The sequence below is a fragment of the Rhodoferax sp. RT5P35 genome (assembly GCF_056521385.1).
The window spans coordinates 125935-151966 of sequence record NZ_JBWMAX010000008.1; the positions used below are offsets into that span (position 1 = coordinate 125935).

Sequence of the window (26032 nt, forward strand, 5' to 3'; positions counted from 1 at the left end):
GCCGCTCACTACGGCATTTCGGCCTGCGCCGCATTACTTTTGGCATCCGGAATAACAATGTTCGACAACCTCGATCTTACGAAGCTCATTTTTGGCCGTCTCACATGGGACGCGATTCCATTCCACGAACCGATTCTGCTGGCTACCTTTATCGCAGTTGCGATTGGTGGCATAGCGGTGTTGGGGGCGCTGACTTACTTCAAACTATGGGGCTACCTGTGGAGCGAATGGTTCACCAGCATCGACCACAAAAAAATCGGCATCATGTACATCATCCTTGGCTTGGTGATGATGCTTCGTGGCTTCGCCGATGCAGTGATGATGCGCATACAACAGTCACTGTCCTTTGGTGACTCTACCGGCTTTCTACCGCCACACCATTACGACCAGGTGTTTACGGCGCATGGCGTGATCATGATCTTCTTTGTGGCCATGCCCTTTGTCACCGGGCTGATGAACTATGTGCTGCCGCTCCAAATTGGTGCCCGTGACGTTGCATTTCCTTTCCTGAATAACTTCAGCTTCTGGATGACGGTGGGTGGTGCAGGTTTGACCATGGCATCCTTGTTTGTGGGTGAATTTGCCCGCACTGGCTGGCTGGCTTACCCCCCTCTGTCGGGCATCCTCTACAGCCCCGACCCGGGGGTGGATTACTACATTTGGTCGTTGCAAATTGCAGGTGTTGGCACCTTGTTGTCGGGTATCAACTTGCTTGTAACGATCATCAAGATGCGGGCTCCTGGCATGGGACTGATGAAGATGCCAATCTTTGTATGGACCGCTTTGTGCACCAATGTGCTGATTGTCATGGCCTTCCCTGTGCTGACGGCAGTGTTGGGGTTGCTGTCGATGGACCGGTATGTCGGCACCAACTTTTTCACCAATGATTTTGGCGGTAACGCCATGATGTATGTGAACTTGATCTGGATCTGGGGCCACCCCGAGGTCTACATTTTGATTCTGCCGCTGTTCGGTGTGTATTCGGAGGTGGTTGCCACGTTCTGCAGCAAGCGCCTATTTGGTTACGCATCCATGGTCTATGCGACCATCGTGATCACGATTTTGTCGTACCTTGTGTGGCTGCACCACTTCTTTACCATGGGCTCAGGTGCCAGCGTCAACTCGTTCTTTGGCATTACTACCATGATCATCTCCATCCCTACTGGGGCGAAGATTTTCAACTGGCTATTCACCATGTACCGGGGTCGGATTCGGTTTGATGTACCAATGCTTTGGACAATGGGGTTCATGGTCACCTTCACCATCGGTGGCATGACCGGTGTGCTGCTAGCGGTGCCCCCTGCAGATTTCGTGTTGCATAACAGTCTGTTCCTGATTGCACACTTTCACAACGTGATCATTGGTGGCGTGGTGTTCGGCACATTTGCCGGTATCACCTACTGGTTCCCCAAGGCATTTGGCTACAGGCTGGACCCGTTCTGGGGCAAATGTTCTTTCTGGTTCTGGTGCATTGGCTTCTACTTTGCATTCATGCCGCTGTACGTGCTGGGCCTGATGGGCGTGACCCGCCGGATGAGCCATTTTGAAGACCCTTCTTTGCAGATTTGGTTCGTGATTGCCGCATTTGGTGCAGTCTTGATCGCCATTGGCATTGCTTGCTTCCTGATGCAGTTTGTGGTGAGCTATATTCGCCGCGACTCCTTGCGTGACAACACCGGTGACCCATGGGATGGCCGTACGCTGGAATGGTCAACCTCCTCACCTCCACCGGCTTACAACTTTGCCTTTACGCCCCGCGTCCACGACCATGATGCTTGGTGGGACATGAAGAAAAACGGCTACGTGCGCCCACTTGCAGGTTTTATTCCGATCCACATGCCCAAGAACACGGCGGCGGGTATCGTTATTGCAGGCATCAGTACAGTCGTGGGTTTCACGTTGATCTGGCACATGTGGCTACTGGCAGGCATCTCTTTCGTTGCTTTGCTGGTTGCCTGCATTGCACATACCTTTAACTACAAACGCGACTACCACATCCCTGCCGTTGATGTCGTGCGCATTGAAGCTGCCCGTACCCAACTGCTCGCCAGCCATGTCTGAAATGACCGTCAACCCCTCTCACGGCACAGCCAACGTGCCGAGCACTATGCAGTTCTACGAAACCACTGAGCAGCACCCTGAAAACGGCACATTGCTGGGTTTCTGGTTTTATTTGATGAGTGACTGCCTCATCTTTGCATGCTTGTTTGCCGTCTATGCCGTGGTGGGACGCAGCTATGCGGCCGGGCCATCCGGTGCTGATCTGTTCGACCTGCCTCTGGTCGCCTTGAACACTTCCATGCTCTTACTGTCATCCATCACCTACGGTTTTGCGATGCTGGAGATGCAAAGAAAACGCCTCAAACCAACCATGGCTTGGCTGGTTGTGACCGGGCTTTTGGGAGCTGTGTTCATTGGCCTGGAGCTGTATGAGTTCACCCACCTGATCCATGAAGGCGCAGGTCCACAGCGCAGCGCATTCTTGTCGGCCTTCTTTACGCTCGTGGGTACACACGGTTTGCACGTCACTTTCGGCATCATCTGGCTCATCACGCTGCTCTTCCAGTTGGGCAAACACGGTTTAACCCCTGAAAACCGTCGCCGCCTGATGTGTCTGTCCATGTTCTGGCACTTCCTGGATGTGGTCTGGATCGGCGTATTTACCTTTGTCTACCTCATGGGAGTGCTGTAATGGGCGCGCATACTGAAAACCAACACCACGCTGGCCACAGCGACCACAGTGACGTTCACGACCACGGTGACTCTGGTGGCCACAGCACCTTAAAAGGGTACGTCACGGGCTTCGTTCTGGCCGTGATTTTGACGGTGATTCCCTTTTGGTTGGTGATGGGTAAGGTGTTTGACAAACCCCACATCACGGCCATCGTCATTTTGGCTATTGCAGCAGTGCAAATTGTGGTGCACATGATTTACTTTTTGCACATGAACAGCAAGCTGGAAGGCGGATGGTCTTTGCTGGCACTGATCTTCACTCTGATGCTGTTGGTAATTATGTTGAGTGGTTCTATCTGGGTGATGTACCACCTCAATACCAACATGATGCCGGTTTCGGCGCACGACATGAAGAATATGCCTTGACCGTGTTTTCACCCAAGCCATCGGCAGTAAATTCAGGCCCACACCATGTGGGCCTTTTACTTTTTTTCGCCGTGTTGATTTTTGCCATCTTTGCTGCGTTGGGAACCTGGCAAATACAGCGCCTTTTCTGGAAACTGGACCTGATAGCCCGCGTCGATCAGCGTGTACATGCCAAAGAGGTTACGGTCCCTTCGCCTGACCAGTGGCCGCAACTCAATGCGTCCAACGATGAGTACCGGCGTATCCGTGTCGAAGGTACATTTACCCCCGAGCACGACACCTTGGTACAGGCTGTCACAGTGCTTGGCAGTGGTTTCTGGGTACTCACGCCGCTTCGTTTGGCCGACGGCACAGTGGTCATGGTGAATCGCGGCTTCATACCTCCCGAAGCCACCCAAGCTATTGCACCACCCCCAATACCAGCAAACAACCTATCCACCGTGACAGGCTTGCTGCGTATGACCCAGCCCGGTGGTGCGTTTTTGCGGGATAACGATCCAGGTAAAGGCCGATGGTATTCACGGGATGTGAAAGCCATCGCTGCGGCCAGTGGCCTGGTCCATGTAGCGCCCTACTTTGTGGATGCGGATGCACTCCCGTCCACCGTTAGCGACACATCCAAAACAGGCGCACGCAGCACGCCGGTGGGCGGCCTGACCGTTATTGTTTTTCATAACAACCACTTGGTTTACGCACTCACTTGGTACACGCTTGCGGCGATGGTAGCCGGTGCCATGGGGTACTTTTTACGTACGGAGCGGCGCTTACAGAGTCGCAAGATGGCCAAGGAGGTCGACCGTGCAACAGACAACTAACCTGCAACCGACCGCCACTGGCGCGCGCCTCGACGATGCCACTGGTCGCAAAAATATGCAGCAACTGGTGGAGTTGCGGTGGATCGCCGTCGTCGGACAGATTGCCACGATTCTGATCGTGCATTTCGGTTTTGGAATTCGCCTGCCCCTGGGCACTATGCTTGTGCTGCTGGGCTTTTTGGCGCTGTTCAATGCCGCAAGTTTGCTACGTGCCAAGATGTACCACGAGGTCAGCAATGGCGAGCTGTTCTTCGCGTTGCTGGTGGATGTCGGCATGCTCACGGCCCAGCTCTATCTCAGTGGTGGAGCCACCAATCCCTTCGTTTTTCTTTATTTGCTGCAAGTCACTCTGGGTGCTGTGCTACTGCGGGCGTGGTCTACCTGGAGCATGGTGGCGGTCACGGCGGCCTGTTTTGCAGGACTGGCATTCTTCGGCAAGCCACTGGCCTTACCGCTAGACCACGGCCGCGGACTCTACAGCCCGTACATCCAGGGCATGCTGATTTGTTTCATTCTCAACGCCGCGCTGCTGGTGATCTTCATCACGCGCATCAGCCGCAACCTGCGTGACCGTGATGGACATTTGGCCGACTTGCGCCAGCGCGCAGTCGAAGAAGAGCATATCGTCCGCATGGGGCTGTTGGCTTCGGGTGCGGCCCATGAACTTGGTACACCCCTGGCCACGCTGGCAGTTATCTTGGGCGACTGGCGGCACATGGCACCCTTCACGCATGACCCCGAACTGCTGCAAGAAATTGACGAAATGCAGACCCAGCTAACGCGCTGCAAAGCCATAGTGAGTAATACGCTGTTATCTGCCGGTGAAGCCCGTGGCGAATCCCCCGTAAAAACCTCCATCAGTACATTTCTTGGGGATTTAGTAGACGAATGGCGCGCCACAAGGCCTGTGTACGCCTTTACCTATAAAAATGCATTCGGCCAAGATTTGCCCATGGTCTCCGATTCCGCACTGAAGCAAATGGTCTGCAATGTGCTGGACAATGCACTAGAGGCATCGCCGCTCTGGATTCAGCTTGAAGCCACGCGCGATGTGGATGCCCTGAAACTTACCGTCATAGACGAAGGGCCGGGCTTCACGCCGCTGATTCTGGCGCATTTTGGCAAGCCCTTTCAGTCTAGTAAAGGACGCTCTGGGGGAGGACTGGGGTTGTACCTTGTGCTCAACGTGGCACGTACTCTCGGTGGCAGCGTCGCAGCGCGCAACCGCCCCGAAGGCGGTGCCATTGTCACGATCACGCTGCCCCTGGCAGCTATTACCATGGATGAAGACCTTGCCCATGCCCGCTGAACGGTTACTGCTTATCGTTGAGGACGACGCCGCCTTTGCACGCACCCTGGGCCGCTCTTTCGAACGCCGTGGCTACACCGTACTACTGGCCGCCAGTCTGGATGCGGTGACCACACTTTTGCAAAAGCAAACTCCCAGTTATGCCGTTGTGGATCTCAAGTTGAACGGTGATGCATCTGGGCTTGCCTGTGTCCAGGCGATGCATGCGCGCGCGCCCGACATGCTGATCGTTGTCCTCACCGGTTTCGCCAGCATTGCCACGGCTGTCGAGTCGATCAAACTGGGTGCTTGCCACTATTTGGCCAAGCCATCCAATACCGACGATATAGAAGCAGCCTTTGGCCGTGCCTCAGGCAACGCCGAAGTACAGCTGACCAACCGCCCCTCATCCATCAAAACATTGGAATGGGAGCACATCCATGAAACACTGGCTGAAACCGGATTCAATATTTCAGAGACAGCACGCAGGCTGGGCATGCACCGGCGTACCCTGGCCCGCAAACTGGAAAAACAACAGGTTAAATAAATGCACTGGGTCGCCATGCCGCTGCAAGTCTGCCCAGTCCATGCAGGCCTTCGCCTTGCTGAAACAGCCCCAGCCGCACAGATCAAGTGCGGTGGATCAGCAAAGTCTCGTAAACAAAATTTTGCAGAATCACCTGGTCAGCCCCATCGATGTCGTGGAAATTGATTCCGTGCGAGTACACCGTGTGAAAGGTGGCACCATCCGCCGTACTGCCCGCCGACTGCTGCACGCTGCGGATAGATGCCGTGGTAGTGATCGTGACATCCCGGTCGGAGGCCTGGTCGCGCAGCGAGAATTCGATGTCGATCATGTCCCCCGCAGTACCTAAAGGCCGGGCGGTAGACACCAGTGCGCCACTCAAACTGATGTCCGACAGAACGGCCATTTTGAAGTTTTTAGGGTCTTGTGCACTTTTTATCTTGACTGGCAAATTCGCCTTGACCCGCACCGCCTTGCGCAAGCCCACCTTTTGGATCGCACTGGGAAACGCCAGCAGCATGAAAGCACGCGGCGCAGTGACCACCGACTCGATCTTGCTGCTAAAGGTGAACACCGACACGCCGGAGAACACCCGGATGATCACGCTTTCCCCCTGTTGCATGGCACTGCTTTCTTGGGGAATTTTCAGCAGCAAATATTCGCCCGACACAAAACCAATCAGCGTGGTGTAGTGCACCGTGGGATTTGCCGACTGGCTGGGCATGATTTGCAAACGCACGCCGACCTGCAGGTTCATGTCTTCAAATTCAATGGTCGATTTTTTAGTCATGGCGGTAGTGGGCCGGGTTATTCATAGGTTGCACAGAATCGCAGGGTTTCTGGCGCTGTATGCAAATTCTAGCCCTCACCGCCCTCGCCCATGCTGCGCCTAAGTTATCGCTCAATAAAACGAAGGGGGCGGCTGCGAAAAGCTGAAGTGCACCGTCGGTCCGCTAATGTCATTGAACGGCATGCCCAAAGCAATTTCCCCGGTGGCGTGCAGTTGGCAATCGTCGCGGCGCAAGGGCACGTCGGTGTCGCTGCCGGTAAACCGAACCCAGGTGCCAAAGCTGCTCAAGTCGGTGATAAAAAACGCGCCATTGCGCCATTCAATCCTGGCGTGCAGGCGTGATACGCGCGGGTCGTTGATAAAAAACTCGGCCTGTTCGGCACGCCCCAGATGCACGGGCATTTGCGAGGAAGTAAAACTGTGGCTGGTGTCCAGGTACGCCAGATGGATGCATCCTGGCGGATTGGCCCCTGGCCGCTCGATGTCGGCCAGGTTGGCCTGCATGGTGACAAATTCGGTCAGGGCATCTTCTTGCCACTCAATTTTGTACAGCGGCACGGCCTCATTGCGGCCGCGCAGATTCACGGGCCCCAGGCTCAAAAAGCGCAGCCCCAGCGCGTCATCCACCTCGGCTACCACCGACTCAGTCGCCCAAATCTGGTTGCCTCCCGACAAGTCGCTCAGCCGCGACGCCACATTCACCGCATCGCCGTAGCAATCACCACCCACTTCGACCACCTCGCCCCGGGCGATACCGGCCTTGATTTCCATGCGGATGGCATCGGGCCACTTCAGCAGACGCTGCTGGTGACCGCGCTGGATGGCAATCACCGCGTTGGCGGCATTGCCTGCATCGGCAAACACGGCCAGCACCCCATCGCCCAGCTTTTTTACCACCCGGCCCTGGTGGGCCTCGCACACTTCACCAATCCATTGGGTGATGCGGGTCACCGCACGCGTGGCTTTTTCGTTGCCCAGCGCCACGTAGAAGGCAGTGCTCCCGGTGAGATCGGCAAATACGACGGTGGCCTGTACGCCCATGCTTGAGACTTTATGACTGGTCGGTGGTTGGGTGAATGCAGTTTAGTGCAGCAGGTGAAAAACTATCGGATTGCATGCGCTTTACAAGACAAATTATGGGGTGGAAATGGCCCGGGTGCAGTGTCTTTCCCGTTAATCCACTCAGGGCACCAGCCAAAACCCGGGGTTTCTGGAGCAGTTCGAGGGTTTTCGCCTACGCACAGTTACGAAAAATCAAATACTGACAAAAATTTGCAAGTGATTTGTTATATGGTAGTGTGAAATTTGTCACAAATTCAGCGTCTAATTCTTTCTTCCACACACCCGTGCACACGCTATGGCCTGGGACACCACCTCCATCAAAAACAGCCTCTACAGCATCTTTGGCGTGGATACCACGCGCCAGGACGAAGGGCGGGCTCAGCAGTTGGACCAACTGCGGGCCGACATGCTGGCGTGTTTGGGTGAAGTCGTTACCCACGAAGCCCCGGCGCTGCAGCGGCGCATGGCGTATGCCAAAGACGTGCAAACGCTGTGGTATCTGCGCGCAGACCTGATGGGGGTATTGGCCAGCCGCGACGGCGAAACTGCGGCACGGGCCCAATTGGACCGTATCACCCTGCAATTTCAGGGCTTGTTGCCCAAAGGCCTCATAGCCCGGTCAAGTCCCTTGCGAAACTAAGAAACTGCCGCTTTATCAGTGATGATGGTGATGATGCTCGTGGGTGTGGTCATGGTGGTGCGCCCCACTACTGTGCGATACATGGCCCCAGACCACCAACGCCTCACGGCCCTGCAGCGCCAATTCCACCGTGGCACCCACGGGCAGCAGCACCTTGGTCTGCACATGGCCAAAAGGCAAATTGGTCAGCACCGGCACCTTGAGCTGGCTGCGCAACCAGGCCACCACGGTGGCCAGCCGGAACGTGCCGTCGTGCGGCACCTTGGTAAATTCGGTGAACTGGCCCAGCACAATGGCCTTTTGGCGCGCCAGCACGCCGCTGTAGAGCAACTGGGTCAGCATCCGTTCGATACGGTACGGGTGTTCGCCCACATCTTCCAAAAACAAAATACCGCCCTGGATGTGCGGAAAATACGGCGTTCCCAGCTGGGACACCAGCACGGACAGGTTGCCGCCCCACAAAACCGCATCTTTTAAATAAAAATCGCCTTCTGCGCTTATTTCATCTGCGCTGTTAGCTACGGAATCCATAGCAAGCTGGGCGTCTTCACGCCCCAGCCGCCAGCCGGTGCCTTCGCCTTGCCCACCCACCAAGTCGTCAAAGCAGGCTTCCATGATGTCGTCCGGCGTACCTTCTACGCCAAAACCCTCGCCCAAAGCCGGGCCGGCCCAGGTGATGGCTCCGGTTTGCGCCAGCACGGCGTTTTGCAGTGCGGTGAAGTCGCTGTAGCCTACAAACTGGGTGCCTTTTTCAATGGCCTTGGCCACGGCTGGGTAGTCAATACTGCCCAGAATACGGGTCAGGCCGTAGCCGCCGCGGGTAGTGAGCGCTATGTCGGCACCGCTGGCGGCCGCCCGGTGGATGGCGGCCACGCGGGTGGCATCGTCACCGGCAAAGCGCATATGGCTTTTGAGCGCATCGGGGTCGATCTCGACCGCGTAGCCCAGGGTTTTGAGCCGGGCCACGCCGCGTTTGAAAGCGGCTTTGTCACGCACCGCGCCAGAGGGGGAATAGATGTAGATATGTTTTGTCACGCGCCTAGTATCCCATTGCGGGCATGCTTTTAGCCCAGCACAACGGGAACCCAGCGGTTGATCAACGCCCCCCCAGCGATCAGCCAACCAAACAGCATGGCCGCAAGCAGCAGCGGTTTGGTACCGGCTTTGCGGATGGCCCCCAGAGAGGTTGCCAGGCCCAGGGCAGCCATGGCCATGGCGAGCAGCGCGGTGTCTACTTCGGCGACAACAGCCAGCACCGGTGCGGGCAGCCAGTGCAGCGAATTGAACAGCACCACCGCGACGAACCCAAACGCAAACCAGGGCATCGCCCATTTGGTAGGGACGCTGGCAGAGGTCTTGCCCGCCCGGGCCGCGTCCCGTGCCAGCCAGGCAGACAGCAGCACCAAAAACGGTGCCAGCATCATCACCCGGACCATCTTGGCGATCACCGCGGCATCGGCGGCATCGGGGCCTATGGCGCGGGCGGCGGCCACCACCTGGGCCACCTCGTGGATGGTGGAGCCTGCATACAGGCCAAAGGCCTGCGCGCCGCCTGGAATCAGTTGCCAGTGCTGGTTCAGCGCAAACAGCAGCGGATACCCCAAGATGGCCAGGGTGCCAAATACCACCACCGTAGCCACCGCCACCGCCACCTGTTCATCCCGGGCGCGCAGCACCGGCTCGGTGGCCATCACGGCAGCGGCACCGCAAATGGCGCTGCCTGCGCCGATCAGCATGGCGGTGGTGCGGTCCAGGCCCAACCAGCGGATACCGGTCCAGCAGGCCAAGCCAAAGGTGGAACCCAACACCAGCGCATCGATCACCACACCCGCCAGCCCTACATGGCCCACGTCTTGTACCGTTAGCCGCAGGCCGTACAACACAATGCCCAGGCGCAGCAGGGTTTGCTTGGACAGCTGCACACCCGGCCCCACCGCGTGATCCATTTGGGGAAGCAGCGGCAACACCGCATTGCCCACCACCATGCCCAGCACGATGGCCAGGGTGAGCGCGCTCAAGCCGTGTTGTTGCAGCCAGCCAATGCGGCCCAGCACCATCGCTGCGGCGGCCAGGGCTCCGCTCAGAGCCAGGCCGGGCAACCACTGCGGTAGCCCGTTGCACCGTGCAGCTTGCAGGCCCTGGGGACCGGGGGTCAGAAGCGCGAAAGCCATTTTTCCTCCAACAGACAAGCCTTGTAAAGGCGATGGAGGGACTGTAGATTCCAAGCGACTACGCGTCAAACGGGTTATTTATCTGATATATATCTACTCAATGGGTAGATGACCACCACTGAAAAACGCCAATACCAGGTCGGCAATGGCCGCATCCGGCTCCTGCTCCGATGCAAGCAGCGTGCGCTGCGTGCAGCCTTGAAACATACCGGCCGGGTCTGCGCCATGGGCGGCATCTGCCACCCGCAGCACCCGGCCCTGCCCCAGGCTTTGTATACATGCGCGCACGGCCTGGTTGCTGAGGTCCTTATCCGCCCCCGCCAGCATGGCCGGGAATGCCCGCAGACCTGCCTGGCTGCCTTTGTCGGGAAAGGGCGCGCGGTCGGCCGCGCTTGGGCGCGCCGCACAGGCGAGGACCAGCACGCCCGCCATCCGCTGCGGCTGGGCCATGGCCACCGCCAGGCCCAGCCGGGCGCTGTCGGCGGGTAACACCAACACCACCTGCTGCAGATCGCGCTGCGCCATGAATTCCTGCAGTATCTGCTGGTGGGTGGCGAAGCGGTGGAAGCTTTCTTTTTTAGGCTTGTCGCTTTTGCCAAATCCCACCAGGTCGGGGACCACGGCGCGGTGCCCGGCGTGCAGCACCGCCGCAAACAGGGTGCGGTAGCCGTGGCTCCAGCTCTGGGGGCCGTGCAGAAAAAGGTAGGTCAACGGGCGCGCTGCCGCAGTGGCCGGGCGTTCATCCCCGTAATGCATGCGCAGGCCGCCGAGTGTGGGCAGGTCGCTGGTGAAACGCGATGCCCAAGGGGCGGCGGGCAAGCCTTCAAAAGCGGCCTCCGGGGTGCGCAAAGCGTCTTCCCGCAGCGGGTGGTGGGTGCGCTTGTGGTCGGCACGGCGCTGCTGGAAAAAGTCTTGCAGCAGACCCGCGCATGCTTCGGCCTGTACCCCGCCCAACACTTGCGTCTGGTGGTTCAACTGCGGCTGGGCAAACACGTTGATCACCGAGCCGGCCGCGCCGGTTTTGGCATCCGCAGCACCAAACACCACGCGCTGCAGCCGCGCGTGCAGCATGGCGCCACTGCACATGGTGCAGGGCTCCAGGGTGACGAACAGCTCGCAGCCGTCCAGCCGGTAGTTGCCCAGTACCTGGGCTGCTGCGCGCAGGGCGTTGATTTCGGCATGTGCCGTGGGGTCGTGCCCGTCGATGGGGGCGTTACGGCCGGTGGCGATGAGCACACCATCTTTCAGGATGACGGCCCCCACTGGCACCTCACCCGCTGCCGCCGCCAGGCGCGCCTGGGCCAGGGCAAATTGCATGGCATCGGAATCGGTCATCAGGTAATTGCTATATTTATAATAGCTACCAACGCAGGTGGAATATGCGCCAGAAGCCTAAAAGGCTTAAGGTTTTTCATCCGGCACGTCGCGCGGTGTTTGCAGCGCGGCATCCACCGCCTGCTTGACTTGTTGCGGAAGTTGCTTCTGAAGTTGCTGGGCCGATGCCGGGCCTTGCGGTGTGGCCACGAAGGGCGCAATTTGCTTCTTGGCCAGCAGGCTGACAACCACCACCACAAGCAACAAACCCAAAACACTGAAGACGGCGCGCATTACAGTCCCCGGTGGTGAACAAGGTCGTATTTTACGGGCTGCCCGGCACCATTTCGGCTGTCGCTATGGACAGCTACAGACCAATCGGGTGCCATCTCCAATACTTGCGGCATGGATTTTTAAGGAGCCCACCATGTCCCTCGCCACCACTTTTTGCGCCACCGCCCTGCGCGGCCTGGCCGCCTGCCTGCCATCGTCGCCACCCCCAGTTCGGTGGCGCTGGCGTGCTGCAAGGTGTTGGAAATGCTTTCTTGCAGGATGCTCAGCACGTGTAGGGTGCTGCGCGGGTCCAGCCAGGTGAGCGGTGGGTGTGCTGTCTTTGAACAAATAGTCGCTGGGCCCAGCTCCGTGGACACAGCCTTACACTCATTTTCCCCTAGCTCCGCACAGGAAACCACCCGATGACCACCCCACTCTGCCGCTGTGCCTGGGCCGACAGCAGCCCGCTGATGGCCACCTACCACGACGAAGAATGGGGTGTGCCCGAGCATGACAGCCGCGAGTTGTGGGAGAAGTTGGTGCTCGACAGCTTCCAGGCCGGGCTGTCGTGGGCCATCATCCTGCGCAAGCGCGAGGGTTTCCGCGCCGCCTTCGCCCAGTTCGACCCGGTGGCCGTCGCCCGCTTTACCCCCGCCGATGTTGATCGGCTGATGCAAGACCCCGGCATCGTCCGCTCCCGCGCCAAGATCGAGGCCACCATTGGCAACGCCCAGGCCTACTTGGCGATGCAGGCGGCGGGCGTGGACTTCTCCGACTGGCTGTGGGGCATGGTGGGCGGCGCGCCGATCAAGGGCAACGGCACGGTGCCGACCCAGTCGCCCTTGTCGGGCGACATCTCCAAAGCCCTTAAACAAGGCGGTTTCAAGTTTGTCGGCGCAGTGACCATCTACGCCTGGATGCAGGCCGTGGGCATGGTGGACGACCACAGCGCCTTCTGCTTCCGCTACCCGCACACGCTGATGGCGGGGCCCAGCGCTTAACGGACAATCCCCCATGGCGCAACAACCCCCGCTTCAACCCCCGCTTTTTCCCGAATTTAGCGATAGCAACGGCAACGAGCGGCCGCCAGCTTCCATAGTACGCGCGTTGGCCAAAGCCACCACGTCGATGTCGGTGCGTCCGCAGCCGCCCGACCCGGCCTGGACCGCGCTGGCCCAAACCCTGCCACGCCACCTGCGGATGGGCACCTCGTCATGGACCTATCCCGGTTGGGCAGGCTTGCTATGGGATGGCGATTACGCCGACACCATACTCTCCAAACACGGCCTGGCTGCCTACGCCCAGCACCCGCTGTTTCGCACCGTGAGCGTGGACCGCAACTTCTACCGCGCCCTCAGCGCCAGCCAATACGCAGCGTACGCCGCCCAGGTACCCGACGACTTTCGCTTCGTGGTGAAAGCGCCTAGCCTGGTCACCGATGCCCTGGTGCGTGCCGAAAACGGGCGCGGGCAACAGACCAACATCGCCTTCCTGGATGCCGACCTGGCCGTGCAGGATTTCGTATTGCCTGCGCTGGAGGGCCTGGGCCACAAAGTGGGCGCGCTGGTGTTCCAACTCAGCCCTCTGCCACCGCAGTTATTGGCCCGGATGCCAGAAGTGCTGGCGCGGCTAGGCCGGATGCTGGCCGCCCTGCCCGCCCTACAACCCACCGCGCCTGACGGAGTGGTTGCGGTGGAAGTGCGCGACCCGGCCTTCCTCACGCCTGATTTCATCACCGTGCTGCGCAGCGTCGGTGCCACCTATTGCCTAGGCCTGCACCCCAAGCTGCCACCCATCGGCGAACAACTCGGCATGCTGCGTGCCCTCTGGCCCGGTCCGCTGGTCTGCCGCTGGAACCTGAACCGCCTGCACGGTGCCTACGGATACGAAGATGCGCGTGATTTGTACGCCCCGTTCAATGCCATCGTGGACCCCGACCCGGATACCCGCCTGGCCCTGGCCAAAGCCGTGGCGGGCACCATCGGTCGGGGACAGAATGCTTTCGTCACCATCAGCAACAAAGCCGAAGGCTCAGCACCACTCACCGTGTGGGCACTGGCGCAGGATGTGCTGGCTGCACAGCAGCGTTAAAACTTAAGAGAAACAGGCCGCTAGCGCATGTTCCACTTGCACGGCCAGCTACTTATTTGATAGTAGCTGCCCGTGCTTTACGCGTCTTTACTCCCACTCGATGGTGGCAGGCGGCTTGCTCGATACGTCGTAGGTCACGCGGTTGATGCCGCGCACTTCGTTGATGATGCGGCCCGACACTTTTTTCAGCAGCGCGTAGGGCAGCTCGGCCCAGTCGGCGGTCATGAAATCGCTGGTCTGCACGGCACGCAGGGCTACCACGTAGTCGTAGGTTCGGCCATCGCCCATCACGCCCACGCTCTTAACTGGCAGGAACACGGTGAAGGCCTGGCTGGTGAGCTGGTACCAGGTTTTGCCGGTGGCAACGTCGGTGAAGTTATGCAGTTCTTCGATGAAGATAGCATCGGCACGGCGCAGCAAGTCGGCGTATTCTTTTTTGACTTCGCCCAGAATCCGCACGCCCAAGCCGGGGCCTGGAAACGGGTGGCGGTAGACCATCTCAACCGGCAGGCCGAGGGCCACGCCGAGTTCGCGCACTTCGTCCTTGAACAGTTCGCGCAGGGGTTCCAGCAGCGTCAGACCCAGTTCGGCAGGCAAGCCGCCGACGTTGTGGTGGCTCTTGATGGTGACGGCTTTTTTGCTTTTGGCGCCGCCGGACTCGATCACATCGGGGTAAATCGTTCCCTGGGCCAGCCACTTGGCACCTTTGGCACCGTTGCCTTTGAGCTTGGCGGCTTCTTGCTTGAAGATGGTGACGAACTCGCCGCCGATGATTTTGCGCTTGGCTTCGGGATCGGTCACGCCTGCCAGTTTGCCTAGGAACAGCTCGCTGGCATCGGCACGTATCACCTTGGCGTGCAGCTTGCCCACGAACATGTCCATCACCATGTCGCCCTCGTTCAGGCGCAGCAGGCCGTGGTCTACAAACACGCAGGTAAGCTGGTCGCCAATGGCGCGGTGGATCAGGGCGGCGGCCACGGACGAGTCAACACCGCCGGACAGGCCCAAAATCACTTCTTCGTCGCCCACCTGTGCACGGATGGCCGCCACAGCTTCGCTGATGTAGTCGCCCATGATCCAGTCGGGCCGGGTGCCGCAGATGCCGAGCACAAAGCGGTTCAGCAGCGCCTGGCCTTGCACGGTATGGGTGACTTCGGGGTGAAACTGCACGGCGTAGAAATGGCGGGATTCGTCGGCCATACCGGCGATGGGGCAACCATCGGTGCTGGCCATCAACTTGAAGCCGGGTGGCAGCTCGGTGACCTTGTCGCCGTGGCTCATCCACACGTTGAGCATGCCCTCGCCCTCGGGCGTGGTGAAGTCGGCAATGTCTTTGAGCAGCGCAGTGTGGCCGCGGGCGCGTACCGAGGCAAAGCCAAATTCACGGGTGTGGCCGGTTTCCACCTTGCCACCCAGTTGCTGTGCCATGGTTTGCATGCCGTAGCAAATGCCCAACACCGGCACGCCCAAATCGAATACGGACTGGGGCGCGCGATCGGTGGTGTCCTCGGTCACGCTGGCATGGCTGCCTGAGAGGATGATGCCCTTCAGGTTGCCATCGGCGGCGTAAGCGCGCATCCATTCGTCTGTCACATCGCAGGGATGGACTTCGCAAAACACATGGGCATCGCGCACGCGGCGGGCGATGAGCTGGGTCACTTGCGAACCGAAGTCGAGGATAAGGATTTTTTGGTGCATGGGCGCAATTCAAATTAAACGGAGCTATTTCCAACCGGGAACACCGCAAAACTGGCTTTGCCAGGCCGCTGGTGTTGCCCCCTGCAAGGGAATAGGAGAAGCGACACGCAGTGCGCGCAGCCTGGGGGTGTTCAATTCACTCCGAGCGGTAGTTGGGGGCTTCTTTGGTGATCTGCACGTCGTGCACGTGGCTTTCGCGGATGCCGGCCGAGGTGATTTCCACAAATTCGGCTTTGTTTTTCATGTCCTCGATGGTGGCGCAACCGCAGTAGCCCATGCTGGCACGGACGCCGCCCGCCATTTGGAAAATGATGGAGACCATAGAGCCCTTGTACGGGACCCGGCCTTCGATGCCTTCAGGAACCAGCTTGTCGGCGTTGGGGTTCTCGGTGCTGACTTCCTGGAAGTAACGGTCGGCACTGCCCTGCTGCATGGCACCAATGCTGCCCATGCCGCGGTAGCTCTTGTAGCTGCGGCCCTGGAACAGCACCACTTCGCCTGGCGCTTCTTCGGTACCGGCAAACATGCCACCCATCATCACCGTGCTGGCACCGGCGGCGATGGCTTTGGCTATGTCGCCGCTGTAGCGGATGCCACCGTCGGCAATCAAAGGCACGCCGCTGCCCAGCAAGGCGGTGGCCACGTTGTCGATGGCCATGATTTGCGGTACGCCCACGCCCGCCACGATGCGGGTGGTGCAAATGCTGCCAGGGCCGATGCCGACCTTGACCGCATCCGCACCGGCTTCGGCCAGAGCCAGAGCAGCTGCGCCGGTGGCGATATTGCCGCCAATCACATCGATGTGGGGGTAGTTTTGCTTGATCCAGCGTACGCGGTCGATCACGCCCTTGCTGTGGCCGTGGGCCGTGTCGACCACGATGGCATCCACACCGGCACGCACCAGTGCTTCAACGCGCTCTTCGGTTCCGTCGCCCACGCCCACCGCTGCGCCTACACGCAACTGGCCACGGGCATCGCGCGCCGCGTTGGGAAAGCTGGTTTGCTTGGTGATGTCTTTGACGGTGATCAGGCCCTTGAGCTCGAACGCGTCGTTGATGACCAGCAGGCGCTCCAGCTTGGACTTGTTCAGCAAGGCCTTGGCTTCGGCCAACGATGCGCCTTCCATGACCGTGACCAGCTTTTCACGCGGGGTCATGATCTGGCTCACGGGCACGTCGTAGCGGGTTTCAAAGCGCAGGTCTCGGCTGGTGACGATGCCGACCACTTTGCCGCCGTCGCACACCGGAAAACCGGAAATACCCAGCTGCGCCGACATGTCGATCACTTGGCGAACGGTGTGGCTCGGGGTAATGATGACGGGATCGCGCAGCACACCGGATTCGTAGCGCTTGACCTTGAGCACTTCGGCAGCTTGCTGCTTGGGTGTAAAGTTTTTGTGCACGATACCCATGCCGCCTTCCTGGGCCATGGCGATGGCCAAGCGGGCTTCGGTGACGGTGTCCATGGCGGCAGACACCAGGGGCAGATTCAGGGTGATGTTGCGGGAGAGGCGGGTCGCAAGAGACGTGTCCTTGGGCAGGACTTGGGAGAACGCTGGCACTAGCAACACATCGTCGAAAGTGAGCGCTTTTCCTAGCAGACGCATATAGAAAGCTCCAAAAGCCAGATTGTACTAGCCCGCAAGGGCCCCTATTTCTATCTCAAGCCCCGCCGAATTGCCTCTAGGCCTGTGCAAAGCCTGTAAAACAACATCACCCAGAGCTAAACTGCGGGCATGAAACTGCACAAATCGCTTGTTCTTGTCATTGGATGTGCCTTGTCATGGGGGACTGCCGCCCAGTGGCAGTGGATTGACAACAGCGGCAGCAAAGTGTTCAGCGACCGGGGGCCGCCGCCCGATATTCCGGCCAAAAATATTTTGAGGCAGCCGGGTGGCATGCCTAAAAGCCTGGCAGCGGCCCCGGCCACCGTGCCCGCATCCGCACCTGCTCCGCCCAAGGTCAGTGGCATCGACAAGGCGCTGGAAGAAAAGAAGAAGCAGGCCGAAGATGCCGAAGCAGCCAAAAAGAAAATTGAGTCTGACAAACTGGCCGCCACCCGTATCGATAACTGCGCGCGCGCCAAGCAATCACAGGCTACTTTTGACTCTGGAATTCGAATTGCCCGCGTCAACGAAAAAGGCGAGCGCGAGATCCTGGACGACGCGGCCCGCACATCCGAACTCAAGCGCGTGCAGGAAGTGATCACCTCCGAATGCAAATAACGGCCGTGTCTGGTTTTAGTACCCGGCCTTCGCTCCAGCCCGCTTCTTGGTAAACAAGCCTGCGCGTCCTGCCCCCTGGCGGGTGAATCGTGTGCGTCGGGCGACTTTCGGGTCTACGGTAAGCGGACGGTACAACTCCACCCGGTCCAGATCCACCAGCAGCTGCGTGTGTGCCGCCAATTTACCCCATACCCCCGTGTCCAAGCCGTGTACATCTAGGCCGGCAAAAGCGGCCAGCACGCTGCTGGCACGCAATGCATCGGCCACGCAAGCACCATGGGGCAGATCGACCTGCACCTCAACGACTTGGCCCGGCGCTAAGGCGCACACCACGGTGATGTGCAACGCGGTATCAACCATAGACCTGCTCTGCACGCTTCACAAAAGCATCGACCATGCTGCCTGCGATGCGGTCAAACACCGGACCCACCAGGGCCGACAGCGCCATATTGTCAAACCCATAGTTGAGTTGCAGATCGACCCGGCATGCCCGTTGGCTACCGTCGCCCACTGGGGTGAAGCTCCAGGTACCGTCCAAGTTAGAGAACGGGCCTTTGACGAGTTTCATCAGCACCTGACGGCTTGCCTGGCTGGTGACGTGGGTGTTGTGCGTGACAAATTTTTGGTGGATGCCACCAAAAGCGATGCCGACTTCGGCGGTCATGCCGCTGGCATCTTCGCTGAGCACGGCGGCCTGGTCGCACCAGGGCAAAAACTGCGGATACAGCGCAACCTGGGTGACCAGAGCGAACATTTCTTCGGCGCTGTACCAGATGAGGACGGACTTGTGGACGTTTTTCATAGAATGGAGGGCTGCGCGGGATTGTAGAACCAGCTCCCTCCCTCCTCTCATCTAGAAGCTAATGGCCAAAAAACCCGATCCTACTGCCCGCATTGCCGACAACAAAAAGGCCGCTTTCAACTACTTCTTCGAGGAGCGCATCGAGTGCGGCCTGGTGCTGGAAGGCTGGGAAGTCAAATCGCTGCGCGAAGGCAAGGTACAGCTCACCGACGGCTACGTGGTGGTGCGCGGTGGCGAGCTATTCCTCATCGGCTGCCAGATCCATCCCTTGAATTCGGCTTCGACCCACATCAGCCCTGACAAAGTTCGAACCAAAAAACTACTGCTACACAAAGAACAAATCAAAAAGCTGATTGTCAAGGTGGAGCAAAAAGGCTATACCTTGGTGCCATTGAACCTGCACTGGAAGGCCGGCAAGATCAAATGCGAAATCGCCTTGGCCAAGGGTAAGGCTGAGCACGACAAGCGCGACACCATCAAAGACCGGGAAGGCAAGCGCGAGGTGGAGCGCGCGATGAAATCTCGCCAGAGGTAGATGTCAAGCAAGGCCTCGCTTTCAAGCTAACTGTGTTTAGATGCCTGCCGCGAGCTTTACAAACCAGGTTTTCATCCAGGTCCAGTGTAGGCTCATACTAAGTTACATTTCGATGCAATTTAACCTGGAAAAGCCATGCCATCTTTCATCTCCAACCTGTCTGTCGCCAAGCGACTCGGCCTAGGCTTTGCCCTCGTTTTGGCACTGTCGTTTGCCATCATTGTGGTCAGCATTGCGCGGCTGAACGCAGTCGCGGAAGCAGCGCAATACATGGTGGCCAGCCCCGTGAAAACCGAGCGTATCGTCAGCGACTGGTACCGCAACATCCACACGGGCGTGCGCCGCACCGGGGCGATTGCCAAGAGCAACGACCCGGCAGTCGCCACCTTTTTTGCAGAAGACCAGGCAGCATCCTCCAAAACCTCGGCCGAATACCAAAAAATGGTGGAGTCCTTGATGGACACTGAGCAGGAAAAAACCCTCCTCAGGCAAATCCTCGAAGAGCGCAAAGCCTATGTCGCGGTGCGCGATGCCATCCTGGCCCTTAAAAAAGAAGGCAAGACGGATGAAGCCGGCCAGTTGCTCGACCAAAAATTTATCCCCGCATCCAAAACTTACATGGCCAAGATGGAAGAGTTGCTGAACAACCAACGCCAGGATATCGACAAACAAGCCACTATCATCCAGGACAACTTTGCCGCCAGCCGCAACCTGATGGTGCTGCTGGGGGCCATCAGCCTGGCATTGAGTGCCACCATTGCGTGGCTGCTGTCGGGTTCCATCACCGGGCCGTTGGCCCAGGCCAGCGCAGTGGCACGGCAAGTGGCCTCGGGCGACCTGACCGCCCGCATTGACAACCAGCGCACTGACGAACTCGGCGAACTGCTGTCAAGCCTGCAAAGCATGCAAACCAACCTGGTCCAGGTGGTGTCGAATGTGCGCTCCGGCTCGGAAAGCGTATCTACAGCCAGTGCCGAGATTGCCGAAGGCAACAACGACCTGAGTGCCCGCACCGAAAGCCAGGCCAGCGCCCTAGAGCAAACTGCGGCATCTATGGAAGAGCTCAGCTCCACCGTCAAGCAAAACGCCGACAACGCCCGCCAAGCCAACCAGCTGGCCATGAGCGCCTCCAGCGTCGCCATCCAGGGCGGCCAGGTCGTGGGCCAGGTGGTCGAGACTATGAAGGGCATCAACGAATCCTCGCGCAAGATCTCGGACATCATCCAGGTGATCGACGGTATTGCCTTCCAGACCAACATCCTCGCGCTGAATGCTGCGGTGGAAGCCGCCCGAGCGGGCGAACAGGGCCGCGGGTTTGCCGTGGTGGCCAGTGAAGTGCGCAGCCTGGCCGGACGCTCGGCCCAGGCCGCCAAGGAAATCAAGAGCCTGATCGGTGCCAGCGTGGAGCGCGTCGAACAAGGCAGCTTGCTGGTGGACCAGGCAGGTGTGACCATGACCGAAGTGGTCAGCTCCATCCGCCGGGTAACTGACATCATGGGCGAGATCAGCGCCGCCAGCAACGAGCAATCCCTGGGTGTGGCCCAGATCGGCGAAGCCGTGACCCAGATGGACCAGGCTACCCAGCAAAATGCCGCCCTGGTCGAGGAAATGGCCGCAGCCGCCAGCAGCCTGCGCAACCAGGCCCATGACCTGGTGCAGGTCGTCGCCGTGTTCAACCTGGGCTCACAAGGGGCTCAGCAGCATTTGCCATTGGGCATGCGCCGATAAGCAGGAACCTTTCCACGCTGCCGGTATCATCTTCCTATGCGCCGTTTTTTCCTGGTCCTCATGATCGCCCTGCTGCCTTTGCGCGGCTGGGTGGGCGAGGCGATGGCCATGGAAATGTTGGCGCAGTATTCAAATGCTATTCAAAATATAGCTACCAGCGTAGATAAGGTAAGCGCCAGCAGCCCATTTGATACAGAAATGAAAGCCGACCACGCGCCCTGTCCTGGGCATGCCGAGTCTGCTGAACACGCCGAGCATGGTGCCGACTCCAGTACACCCCACTGCGGCACCTGCCCGCTGTGCCAGATGTGCCACACCGTGGCGGCTCCGGCCCCATGGGTTGTGCCCTCGTCCCTGTGGCTGGGCCATATCCAACCCGCTACCGGCCACGCCCGGTTCGCCAATGCGCCCGCTGCGTTTGCGCTGAAACCACCCATTTCCTGAACGTCCTAGCCGTAGTCCGTCCGCAATCTGCCTGAACCGGCCAGCTTGCGGATACCGCTTGAGTCGTTCAGGAGACCATTTTGAAAGCTATTTTTATAAGCGCCAGTGCGCTGCTGTGTGCAGCCGCGTGGGCGCAAACCCCATTGTCCCCTTCAGACCCGTTGGTCCGCGTGCCTACCGTAGCCTACCGCTCGGTGTTTGCCGACACTCCTACCGGAATTGAAACCAGATCACTGGACTGGAAGCGCGCCAATGCCGATGTTTCCCAGTTCCCGCGCGGCCATACAGATGTGTTGAAGTGGGAGCAGGCCACCGCGCGCGCCGCCCAAAAGCCGCAGGCCGCCCAATGAGCCGCCGCTTTCGAACCACCGGCATGACGTTGACCGTGCTGGCCTTGACGGGGTGCGCCACCCTTTCGCCCGACGGCGACTTGGACGCGGTACTGCAGCTCACCCAAGGCAAAACCGCAGGAGTCAATGCAGCGCTGGCCCCTAGCCCGCAAGCGATCGCCGCGCTACTGGCCCAGCCGCTCAGCGCCGAAGCCGCCGTGCGCATCGCTTTACTGAACAGCCCGCAAATGCAGGGAGCGTTTGCCAACTTGGGGGTGAGCGACGCGGAGAGGGTGCAAATGGGTCGCCTGCCCAACCCGCGCTTCGCCATTGGCCGCTTCACCGAAGGCGACACGCGCGAGATCGAACGCATGCTCAGCTTCAACGTGCTCGGGTTGCTAGCCCTGCCCTGGCGCGCCCAATGGCAAGGGCAACAGCACGCACTCGCCCAACTGCAGGCCGCGCAGGAGGTAGTGCGGCTGGCCGCAGACACACGCAAGGCCTGGATCACCGCGGTGGCCGCCCAGCAAACCGCTCTGTACCTACGTGACGTGAAAGAAGCCGCCGAGGCCGGGGCCGAGCTGGCCCGGCGCATGGCCAGGGTAGGCAACTGGAGTCGCCTGGAGCAGGCCCGCGAACAGCTGCTACTGGCAGATGCCACGGCGCAGCTCGCCCGCGCCCAGAACATCGCTTTTAGCTCCCGCGAAAAGCTCATCCGCCTAATGGGCCTATGGGGCGCACAAACCGGCTTTGTGCTCGCCGACCGCCTGCCCGACCTGCCCAAGGTGGCTACCGAGATGACCGACATCGAAGCCCAGGCCCTGCGCGAGCGGCTGGACGTACGCACCGCCGTAGCACGCACTCGCTATATCGCCCAGCAGGAAGGCTTTGACAAAGTGGAGGGCTATTTCGACGGTCTGGCACTCGGCTATACCCGCAACACCACGTTCGACAACGCCAACGGCAGCAAATCCGCCAAGCGCGGCTGGGAGCTGGAGCTGCCTTTGCCTCTGTTCGACTGGGGCGGTGCCCGCAACGCCCGCGCCAAGGCCACGGTCCTGCAATCGACGGCCCAGGTGCGCGCCGTGGCCATCCAGGCCCGCTCCGAGGCGCGTGAGGCTTACTTTGGCTACCGCACGGCTTTCGACCTGGCCGTGCACTACCGCGACGAGATCGTGCCGCTGCGCAAGTTCATCCTGGATGAACTGGTGCTGCGCTACAGCGGCATGCTGGCCAGTGTGTGGGAACTGCTGGTCGAGACCCGGCAGCAAACCATGGCCGTAAACAGCGCCATCGAAGCCCAACGCGACTTCTGGCTGGCCGAGGCCGATCTACAGACTGCCCTGACGGGTACCTCGCCTGGCGCATTGGCATCCCTGGCAAGTGGCGCAATTGCCGAAGCCGCAACTTCACAAGGACATTGATATGGACCGCAGAACCTTTTTCGGCAGCGCGGTGCTGGCCGCCGGTGTGGGCAAAGTCGCCCTGGCCGCCTTGCCCGAGCCAGTGATCGCCACCACAGCAGCCACCGCCCCGCCACTCATACCGACGACAGGCCGCCCGTATAACCCGGTGGTTACCCTCAACGGCTGGACCTGCCCCTGGCGCATGCACGCAGGGGTGAAAGAATTTCACCTGGTGGCCGAGCCCGTGGTGCGCGAGATCGCCCCCGGCATGCAGGCCACGCTGTGGGGTTACAACGGCCAGTCGCCCGGCCCCACCATCGAGGTAGTGGAGGGCGACCGCGTGCGCATCTTCGTCACCAACCGTCTGCCCGAGCACACCACCATCCACTGGCACGGCCAGCGCCTGCCCAACGGCATGGACGGCGTGGGCGGCCTCACGCAGCCGCAGATCCCGGTGGGCAAAACCTTTGTCTACGAATTCGAGGCGCGCCGTCCCGGCACCTTCATGTACCACCCGCACGCCGACGAAATGGTGCAAATGGCCATGGGCATGATGGGCTTTTGGGTGACGCACCCCAAAACCAAAACCCCGTTTATTGCCGAAGTGCAGCGCGACTTCTGCTTTTTACTGAACGCCTACGACATCGACCCCGGCAGCAGCACACCCAAGCCCAACACCATGCTGGACCAGAACCTGTGGACCTGGAACAGCCGCGCCTTCCCCGGCATCGACACGCTTAACGTGCGCCAGGGCGACCAGGTGCGCATCCGCGTGGGCAACCTCACCATGACCAACCACCCCATCCACCTGCACGGCCATGAATTTGTGGTCACCGGCACCGACGGCGGCCCGGTGCCCCCCAGTGCCCGCTGGCCCGAGGTGACCACCGACATCGCGGTGGGCCAGATGCGGCAGATCGAATTTCTGGCCGATGAGCCCGGCGACTGGGCCCTGCACTGCCACAAAAGCCACCACACCATGAATCCCATGGGCCACACCGTGCCCAACATGATCGGCGTGGACCACCGCGGCCTGGTGCAAAAAATCCAGAAGCTGGTGCCTGATTACATGCTGATGGGCGAGCGCGGCATGGCCGACATGGGCGAAATGCAGATGCCCATCCCCGACAACACCCTGCCCATGATGACCGGCACCGGACCGTACGGCCCCGTCGAGATGGGGGGTATGTTCACCACCCTCAAGGTGCGCAAGGAGCAAAAACCGGGCGACTACCGCGACCCTGGAGCGTACCCACAGCCAACCGGCACCCGTGCATATGAATGGACGGGGAAATTGACAGAACCCGCCCGGCTCCCCGCTGCTGCACCCGCCAATACCCTGCAAGTACGCAAACCCGGCGCAGGTGCACACAACAACCACTGAAACCAGTAGCTCCTAAAACCATAGCTACCAGCGCATACAACGCCTGCGCTAGAGCCCTATTTTCTTTAAATTCAAGCAAACACAAACACCATGCAAAAACAAACTCTGATCGCCACCCTTTTTGCCACCACCTGCGCCCTGGCTTTGGCCCACGGCGACGAAACCCACGCCAAAGCCGCGGGCCCCGCCAAGATGGAACAAAAAGCCTGGGGTATTGCAGGCGACATCAAAAAAGTTAGCCGTACCGTCACATTGACCATGACAGATGCGATGCGCTTTGACCCCAGCCAGATCAATGTCAAGCAGGGTGAAACCATCCAATTCGTGGTCAAAAACAGTGGTGCGGTATTGCATGAAATGGTGATCGGCACCCCCAAAGACCTGGACGAACACGCCGCATTGATGCTCAAGTTTCCCAACATGGAACATGACGAACCCTACATGGCACACGTGGGCGCAGGCAAAACCAGCGAAATCATCTGGCACTTCAACCAAACCGGCAGCTTCGACTTTGCCTGCCTGATCGCTGGGCATTACCAAGCAGGCATGCGCGGCAAGATCACGGTCGCGGCCAAATAAACCCCAGGAAACACCATGCGTACCCTCACCATCACCCTGAAAATCCTGGCTATCGCCACTATCAGCACTGCGGCCCTGGCCCAGTCCACCCTGCCCTTCACCGACGGCGAAGTCCGCAAAGTGGACCTATTGACCCAGAAAATCACCTTGAAACACGGCGAAATCAAGAACCTGGACATGCCGCCCATGAGCATGGTGTTCCAGGTCAAAAACCCGGCGCTGCTGGCGAACGTGAAGGCCGGGGACAAGGTGAAGTTCGTCGCCGAGCAGATCGGTGGTGCGCTGGTGGTAACCGACCTCCAACCCGCTCCTTAACGGGAAATAGCTTTCATGGCTAGGAGTGCGCTGCACCCGAGTCCATGCAAGTCAGTGCAAATCCGCCGCCAGCGTTTCAATGATGGGGCACGGCAGCTCCTTGCCCGTGTGTTCGCAGGCATCTATCAAATGCGATAGCGCCAGTTGCATGCGCTGCAGGTCGGCCAGCCGGGTGCGGATCTCGTCCAGCCGCTGGCCCGCAATCTGGCGGATAGCGATGCGGTCCTGGCCATCCTCCAGCGACAACAGCTCGGCCACCTCGTCCAGTGAAAAGCCCAGCTCCTGAGCCCGCTTGATGAAACGGATGCGCTGGCCCATCGCTACCGGGTAGTGGCGGTAGGCCCCACGCGACTCGGGCACGGGCAGCAGGCCGCGCTGCTGGTAGTAGCGGATGGTTTCCACTCCGACCCCGGCGGCTTGGGCCAGCTTGCCAATGGTCAGGGTGGCGGTAGGGGTTATATCCATAAAGACCTTTAAAAAACGCTTGACTCTGGGGTTGACTACGGAGTTTATGCTTAG

General features: G+C 59.7%; 29 protein-coding genes. 18 read left to right on the forward strand and 11 right to left on the reverse strand.

From position 1 onward, the window contains the following. Positions 1–57: 57 nt before the first annotated feature. The 6 genes from cyoB to AC097L_RS14415 all read left to right on the forward strand — a co-directional run bounded on the left by cyoB (position 58) and on the right by AC097L_RS14415 (position 5749). Complete coding sequence (gene cyoB, locus AC097L_RS14390; RefSeq protein ID WP_479587107.1) at positions 58–2061, forward strand: cytochrome o ubiquinol oxidase subunit I; 2004 nt, start codon at positions 58–60, stop codon at positions 2059–2061. Continuing rightward, a complete protein-coding gene (gene cyoC, locus AC097L_RS14395) occupies positions 2054–2692 on the forward strand; it encodes a cytochrome o ubiquinol oxidase subunit III (protein ID WP_479587108.1) in 639 nt (212 codons plus the stop codon). The genes cyoB and cyoC overlap by 8 nt, the downstream gene beginning before the upstream one ends. Beyond that, entirely contained in the window at positions 2692–3099 is a 408-nt protein-coding gene (cyoD, locus tag AC097L_RS14400; RefSeq protein WP_479587109.1) for a cytochrome o ubiquinol oxidase subunit IV, read from the forward strand. Before cyoC ends, cyoD begins: the two co-directional genes overlap by 1 nt. A gap of 71 nt (positions 3100–3170) precedes the next feature. Continuing rightward, positions 3171–3914, forward strand: coding sequence for an SURF1 family protein (locus AC097L_RS14405; RefSeq protein WP_479587110.1), 744 nt, complete (start codon positions 3171–3173; stop codon positions 3912–3914). After that, positions 3898–5223 (forward strand): ATP-binding protein, encoded by a 1326-nt coding sequence (locus AC097L_RS14410; protein WP_479587111.1) that lies wholly within the window; start codon positions 3898–3900, stop codon positions 5221–5223. The genes AC097L_RS14405 and AC097L_RS14410 overlap by 17 nt, the downstream gene beginning before the upstream one ends. After that, a complete protein-coding gene (locus AC097L_RS14415) occupies positions 5213–5749 on the forward strand; it encodes a response regulator transcription factor (RefSeq protein WP_479587112.1) in 537 nt (178 codons plus the stop codon). Before AC097L_RS14410 ends, AC097L_RS14415 begins: the two co-directional genes overlap by 11 nt. Before the next feature lie 82 nt (positions 5750–5831). Here the strand turns inward: AC097L_RS14415 and AC097L_RS14420 are convergent, their stop codons facing one another. Both AC097L_RS14420 and AC097L_RS14425 read right to left on the reverse strand, forming a co-directional pair. Then, complete coding sequence (locus tag AC097L_RS14420; RefSeq protein WP_479587113.1) at positions 5832–6518, reverse strand: flagellar brake protein; 687 nt, start codon at positions 6516–6518, stop codon at positions 5832–5834. 111 nt (positions 6519–6629) lie between these two features. After that, positions 6630–7559 carry an FHA domain-containing protein gene (locus tag AC097L_RS14425; RefSeq protein WP_479587114.1) on the reverse strand — a complete coding sequence of 310 codons (930 nt, stop codon included), beginning with the start codon at positions 7557–7559 and terminating at the stop codon, positions 6630–6632. A gap of 316 nt (positions 7560–7875) precedes the next feature. On the opposite strand from AC097L_RS14425, the gene AC097L_RS14430 reads away from it, so the two are divergent. Continuing rightward, positions 7876–8220: a hypothetical protein gene (locus AC097L_RS14430; protein WP_479587116.1), complete on the forward strand. Its 345-nt coding sequence runs from the start codon at positions 7876–7878 to the stop codon at positions 8218–8220. A gap of 15 nt (positions 8221–8235) precedes the next feature. On the opposite strand, the gene AC097L_RS14435 is transcribed toward AC097L_RS14430, so the two are convergent. The 4 genes from AC097L_RS14435 to AC097L_RS14450 form a co-directional block, all read right to left on the reverse strand. After that, complete coding sequence (locus tag AC097L_RS14435; RefSeq protein ID WP_479587118.1) at positions 8236–9255, reverse strand: LD-carboxypeptidase; 1020 nt, start codon at positions 9253–9255, stop codon at positions 8236–8238. 29 nt (positions 9256–9284) lie between these two features. Then, a complete protein-coding gene (locus tag AC097L_RS14440; RefSeq protein ID WP_479587119.1) occupies positions 9285–10391 on the reverse strand; it encodes a YeiH family protein in 1107 nt (368 codons plus the stop codon). Between the two features lie 93 nt (positions 10392–10484). Continuing rightward, a complete protein-coding gene (gene tadA, locus AC097L_RS14445) occupies positions 10485–11726 on the reverse strand; it encodes a tRNA adenosine(34) deaminase TadA (RefSeq protein ID WP_479587120.1) in 1242 nt (413 codons plus the stop codon). A gap of 66 nt (positions 11727–11792) precedes the next feature. After that, a complete protein-coding gene (locus tag AC097L_RS14450; protein ID WP_479587122.1) occupies positions 11793–11999 on the reverse strand; it encodes a hypothetical protein in 207 nt (68 codons plus the stop codon). 401 nt (positions 12000–12400) lie between these two features. On the opposite strand from AC097L_RS14450, the gene AC097L_RS14455 reads away from it, so the two are divergent. Together AC097L_RS14455 and AC097L_RS14460 are read left to right on the forward strand one after the other, a co-directional pair. Beyond that, positions 12401–12979 (forward strand): DNA-3-methyladenine glycosylase I, encoded by a 579-nt coding sequence (locus tag AC097L_RS14455; protein ID WP_479587123.1) that lies wholly within the window; start codon positions 12401–12403, stop codon positions 12977–12979. 13 nt (positions 12980–12992) lie between these two features. Continuing rightward, entirely contained in the window at positions 12993–14069 is a 1077-nt protein-coding gene (locus tag AC097L_RS14460) for a DUF72 domain-containing protein (protein WP_479587124.1), read from the forward strand. 87 nt (positions 14070–14156) lie between these two features. Here the strand turns inward: AC097L_RS14460 and guaA are convergent, their stop codons facing one another. Further along, positions 14157–15767 carry a glutamine-hydrolyzing GMP synthase gene (gene guaA / locus AC097L_RS14465; RefSeq protein ID WP_479587125.1) on the reverse strand — a complete coding sequence of 537 codons (1611 nt, stop codon included), beginning with the start codon at positions 15765–15767 and terminating at the stop codon, positions 14157–14159. Positions 15768–15903: 136 nt separating this feature from the next. Further along, positions 15904–17373 carry an IMP dehydrogenase gene (gene guaB / locus AC097L_RS14470; protein ID WP_479587126.1) on the reverse strand — a complete coding sequence of 490 codons (1470 nt, stop codon included), beginning with the start codon at positions 17371–17373 and terminating at the stop codon, positions 15904–15906. A gap of 171 nt (positions 17374–17544) precedes the next feature. Between guaB and AC097L_RS14475 the strand changes: the two genes are divergently transcribed. Next, complete coding sequence (locus AC097L_RS14475; RefSeq protein WP_479587127.1) at positions 17545–17991, forward strand: DUF4124 domain-containing protein; 447 nt, start codon at positions 17545–17547, stop codon at positions 17989–17991. Positions 17992–18006: 15 nt separating this feature from the next. Here the strand turns inward: AC097L_RS14475 and AC097L_RS14480 are convergent, their stop codons facing one another. After that, positions 18007–18351, reverse strand: a complete 345-nt coding sequence (locus AC097L_RS14480) for an RnfH family protein (protein WP_479587128.1) — start codon at positions 18349–18351, stop codon at positions 18007–18009. Then, positions 18344–18793, reverse strand: coding sequence for a type II toxin-antitoxin system RatA family toxin (locus AC097L_RS14485; RefSeq protein ID WP_479587129.1), 450 nt, complete (start codon positions 18791–18793; stop codon positions 18344–18346). Before AC097L_RS14485 ends, AC097L_RS14480 begins: the two co-directional genes overlap by 8 nt. A 61-nt stretch (positions 18794–18854) precedes the next feature. Here AC097L_RS14485 and smpB point away from each other — a divergent pair, with 61 nt between their 5' ends. The 8 genes from smpB (at position 18855) to AC097L_RS14525 (ending at position 25513) form a co-directional block, all read left to right on the forward strand. Beyond that, positions 18855–19328, forward strand: a complete 474-nt coding sequence (smpB, locus tag AC097L_RS14490) for an SsrA-binding protein SmpB (RefSeq protein ID WP_479587130.1) — start codon at positions 18855–18857, stop codon at positions 19326–19328. Between the two features lie 135 nt (positions 19329–19463). Continuing rightward, the gene (locus AC097L_RS14495) at positions 19464–21056 is read left to right on the forward strand and encodes a methyl-accepting chemotaxis protein (RefSeq protein WP_479587131.1); all 1593 of its coding nucleotides are present in this window, start codon (positions 19464–19466) and stop codon (positions 21054–21056) included. 36 nt (positions 21057–21092) lie between these two features. Next, positions 21093–21500: a hypothetical protein gene (locus AC097L_RS14500; RefSeq protein ID WP_479587132.1), complete on the forward strand. Its 408-nt coding sequence runs from the start codon at positions 21093–21095 to the stop codon at positions 21498–21500. Positions 21501–21580: 80 nt separating this feature from the next. Then, positions 21581–21850 (forward strand): hypothetical protein, encoded by a 270-nt coding sequence (locus tag AC097L_RS14505; RefSeq protein WP_479587133.1) that lies wholly within the window; start codon positions 21581–21583, stop codon positions 21848–21850. After that, on the forward strand, positions 21847–23253 hold the full coding sequence (locus tag AC097L_RS14510; RefSeq protein WP_479587134.1) for a TolC family protein: 1407 nt from the start codon (positions 21847–21849) through the stop codon (positions 23251–23253). The genes AC097L_RS14505 and AC097L_RS14510 overlap by 4 nt, the downstream gene beginning before the upstream one ends. 1 nt (position 23254) lies before the next feature. Further along, the gene (locus AC097L_RS14515) at positions 23255–24619 is read left to right on the forward strand and encodes a multicopper oxidase family protein (protein ID WP_479587135.1); all 1365 of its coding nucleotides are present in this window, start codon (positions 23255–23257) and stop codon (positions 24617–24619) included. 90 nt (positions 24620–24709) lie between these two features. Continuing rightward, positions 24710–25198, forward strand: a complete 489-nt coding sequence (locus tag AC097L_RS14520) for a cupredoxin domain-containing protein (protein WP_479587136.1) — start codon at positions 24710–24712, stop codon at positions 25196–25198. 15 nt (positions 25199–25213) lie between these two features. Next, positions 25214–25513: a copper-binding protein gene (locus AC097L_RS14525; RefSeq protein WP_479587137.1), complete on the forward strand. Its 300-nt coding sequence runs from the start codon at positions 25214–25216 to the stop codon at positions 25511–25513. 51 nt (positions 25514–25564) lie between these two features. On the opposite strand, the gene AC097L_RS14530 is transcribed toward AC097L_RS14525, so the two are convergent. Then, positions 25565–25978, reverse strand: coding sequence for a MerR family transcriptional regulator (locus tag AC097L_RS14530; protein ID WP_479587139.1), 414 nt, complete (start codon positions 25976–25978; stop codon positions 25565–25567). Positions 25979–26032 lie beyond the last annotated feature (54 nt).